A 2,905-nucleotide genomic window follows, 5' to 3' on the forward strand; every position below is an offset into this window, starting at 1 on the left:
GGTGAAGAGGAACTTCGAATTACACCTCAAAGAATGTGAATGGCGCTACAACAAGCCCCTGCCCCAACTCATTGCCGAAATGAAACGGCTGGTAGCAAAAAACAAAGACCTGATGGTCTAGAGCCATTCTAATTTAGAAACAGCCCCTAGCACAACAGGAGGACCGGACGATGCAGCAACCCCCCTACAAAGAGATCGCGCCGCGCCTTGCCGGGCTGCGCGACGCCTGCGGCTTCTCGCAGCGGGAACTGGCGGACAAGGTGGGCGTCACCGAGGCAGAGGTGGCCCGCTTCGAAAGCGGCGAGGTGGAGATTCCGGTGAGCTTCCTCACCGACGTGGCCCGCGAATGCGGCGTGGACCTGACCGCGCTGATTTCCGGCGGCGACGCCCACCTGCACGGGTACAGCCTGGTGCGCAAGGGCGAGGGCCTTTCGGTGCAGCGCCGCAAGGACTACGACTACTGGAACCTGGCCTCGCGCTTCACCAACCGGCGCATGGAGCCCTTTCTGGTGCGCGTGCCGCCCAAGGAGGAGAAGGACCTGGTGTTCAACTACCACCGGGGCCAGGAATTCATCTACATCCTGGAAGGCCGCCTGGAGATCTGGCTGAACGACGCGCGCCACGTGCTGGCGGCGGGCGACAGCCTGTACTTCAGCTCGCGCATCCCGCACGCCCTGCGCGGCCTTGACGGCAACGACGCGGTTTTTCTTGACGTAATTAGCTAGGGACCATCGTACGACGGTCTTTTCGCTTGCTGGCTGCGTCAAACTGTGTCCGGCATTTCGGTCGAATACGAGAAGAGTATCTCCCTCATGCCGGACTTGTTTTCCTTGCCAGCAAACGAAAATCCTCATCGTACGACGGTCCCTGAGGCACGGTGTCGCGTCAGTGTCGGCGCCAACGTCCCCATGATTGCGCCGCAGGAAAACGCCCCCGCCGCCAACACGGGGGGCGCGCCGTACACGCCATCAGTCAACAAGCCCGCAAGGGATCGCTTCGCAGGGATGCACCCATGACCTATACAACCAAGTTCACCGCCAGGGATTACAGGGAATTCTGCGCCACATTCAGCATCGACGCCCCGGACACCTTCAATTTCGCCTTCGACGTGCTGGACCGCACCGCGGCGGCCGACCCCGCCCGGCTGTGCATCGCCCACGTGGACGACGCGGGCGTGCGGCGCGACTACACCTTCGCCTGGATGGCCGAATCTTCGGCCAAGCTGGCCAACGCGCTGCGCTTGCAGGGCATCCGCAAGGGCGACCGGGTGATGCTGGTGCTGTACCGGCGCATCGAGTTCTGGGTGTCCATGCTGGCCCTGCACCGGCTGGGCGCGGTGGCCATTCCCGCCCCGGCGCAACTCACCCCCAAGGACATCGTGTTCCGCGTGGAGCGCGCCAAGACCAGGTGCGTCATCGTGGACCACTCCATCACGGACCGCGTGGAGGCCGCCCGGCCCGACTGTCCAAGCCTTGCCGTGTGCGTGCAGGTGGGGGGCGACGCCCTGCCGCGCGGCTGGGTGGACTACGACACCATCTTCACCCCGGCGGAGGCCCGGTTTCCCCGTCCGGAAGGCCCGCTGGAGTTCGCCGGGGGCGAGGATCCGCTGCTGATCTTCTTCTCGTCCGGCACCACGGGCATGCCCAAGATGGTGGAGCACGTGCACACCTACCCGCTGGGGCACCTGCTGACCGGCATGTACTGGCACGACCTGGCGCCCGGCGACCTGCACCTGACCCTGGCCGACACCGGCTGGGGCAAGGCGGTGTGGGGCAAGTTCTACGGCCAGTGGATGGCCGGGGCCTCGGTGTTCGTCTACGACTTCCGGGGCAAGTTCGACCCGGCGGCCCTGCTGGGCGTGCTGGCCGACCACGCCGTGACCACCTTCTGCGCGCCGCCCACGGTGTACCGCTTCCTGGTCCGGCAGGACCTGTCCGCCTACGACCTCTCCAGGCTGCGCCACTGCACCACGGCGGGCGAACTGCTGAACGACAGCGTGTTCCACGACTGGAAGGCCGCCACCGGCCTTCCCATCCACGAAGGTTACGGCCAGACCGAAACCACCCTGCAGATCGCCACGCTGCCGTGCATGCAGCCCAAGCCCGGCTCCATCGGCCGCCCCATGCCCGGCTGGGACGTGGTGTTGCAGGATGCCGCGGGCAACGTCTGTCCCCCCGGCGAGGAAGGCGAAATCTGCGTGCGTGTGGCCGAGGGGCTGCCCGTGGGGCTGTTCCGGGGCTACCTGGAAGAGCCGGAAAAGACCGCCTCGGTCATGTTCGGCGGCTACTACCACACCGGCGACAAGGCGTGGATGGACGAAGACGGCTACTACTGGTTTCTGGGCCGCGTGGACGACCTGATCAAGAGCTCCGGCTACCGCATCGGGCCGTTCGAGGTGGAAAGCGCCCTGGTCGCCCACCCGGCCGTGGTGGAGGCCGCCGTGACCGGCGTGCCCGACCCGCTGCGCGGCCAGGCCGTGAAGGCCACCGTGGTGCTGGCCGGGGGCTACCAGCCCTCGCCCGAACTGACCAAGGAGCTTCAGGACCACGTGAAGAAGGTGACCGCGCCCTACAAGTATCCGCGCATCATCGACTACGTGGCCGAACTGCCCAAGACCATCAGCGGCAAGATCAAGCGCGCCGAAATCCGCGAACGCGACCAGCAGGCCGGTGGTCCGGTGGCATAGGGGAGAGGTTTTTTATACGCCCCCGGCGGGCAGGGGGCGATGCCCCCTGCACCCCCCTTTATGTCCAGGAAAAGAAACCGGGAGAACGTGAAGCACGTTCTCCCGGTTTCTTTTCCTATTTGTCGGGTACCAAGCAAAATCAAGCCTTCGTCACCTGACCAATTAAAAAGTTTGGGAGGGTGGGGGTTCGGGGGAGGGAACCTTTTTCAAAAGGTTCCA

Annotated in this window: 2 protein-coding genes and 1 pseudogene; all 3 read left to right on the forward strand. The window is 65.0% G+C overall.

Annotated elements, in window-relative coordinates:
* A pseudogene (locus tag V6B97_RS17030) lies at nucleotides 1-121 on the forward strand (IS1595 family transposase); the annotation flags it as partial.
* Nucleotides 122-170: 49 nt separating this feature from the next.
* Nucleotides 171-725 carry a helix-turn-helix domain-containing protein gene (locus V6B97_RS17035; RefSeq protein WP_333507705.1) on the forward strand — a complete coding sequence of 185 codons (555 nt, stop codon included), beginning with the start codon at nucleotides 171-173 and terminating at the stop codon, nucleotides 723-725.
* A 287-nt stretch (nucleotides 726-1,012) separates the two neighbouring features.
* The gene (locus tag V6B97_RS17040; protein WP_333507706.1) at nucleotides 1,013-2,686 is read left to right on the forward strand and encodes an AMP-binding protein; all 1,674 of its coding nucleotides are present in this window, start codon (nucleotides 1,013-1,015) and stop codon (nucleotides 2,684-2,686) included.
* Nucleotides 2,687-2,905: the final 219 nt, after the last annotated feature.

It is taken from the genome of Nitratidesulfovibrio sp. 1201_IL3209, assembly GCF_036763125.1.
Taxonomy (GTDB): Bacteria; Desulfobacterota; Desulfovibrionia; order Desulfovibrionales; family Desulfovibrionaceae; genus Cupidesulfovibrio.

Excerpts from the sequence above, each read along its gene's own strand:
- V6B97_RS17035 (WP_333507705.1), top strand. The coding sequence starts at position 171 with ATGCAGCAACCCCCCTACAAAGAGATCGCGCCGCGCCTTGCCGGGCTG.
- V6B97_RS17040 (WP_333507706.1), top strand. The coding sequence starts at position 1,013 with ATGACCTATACAACCAAGTTCACCGCCAGGGATTACAGGGAATTCTGC.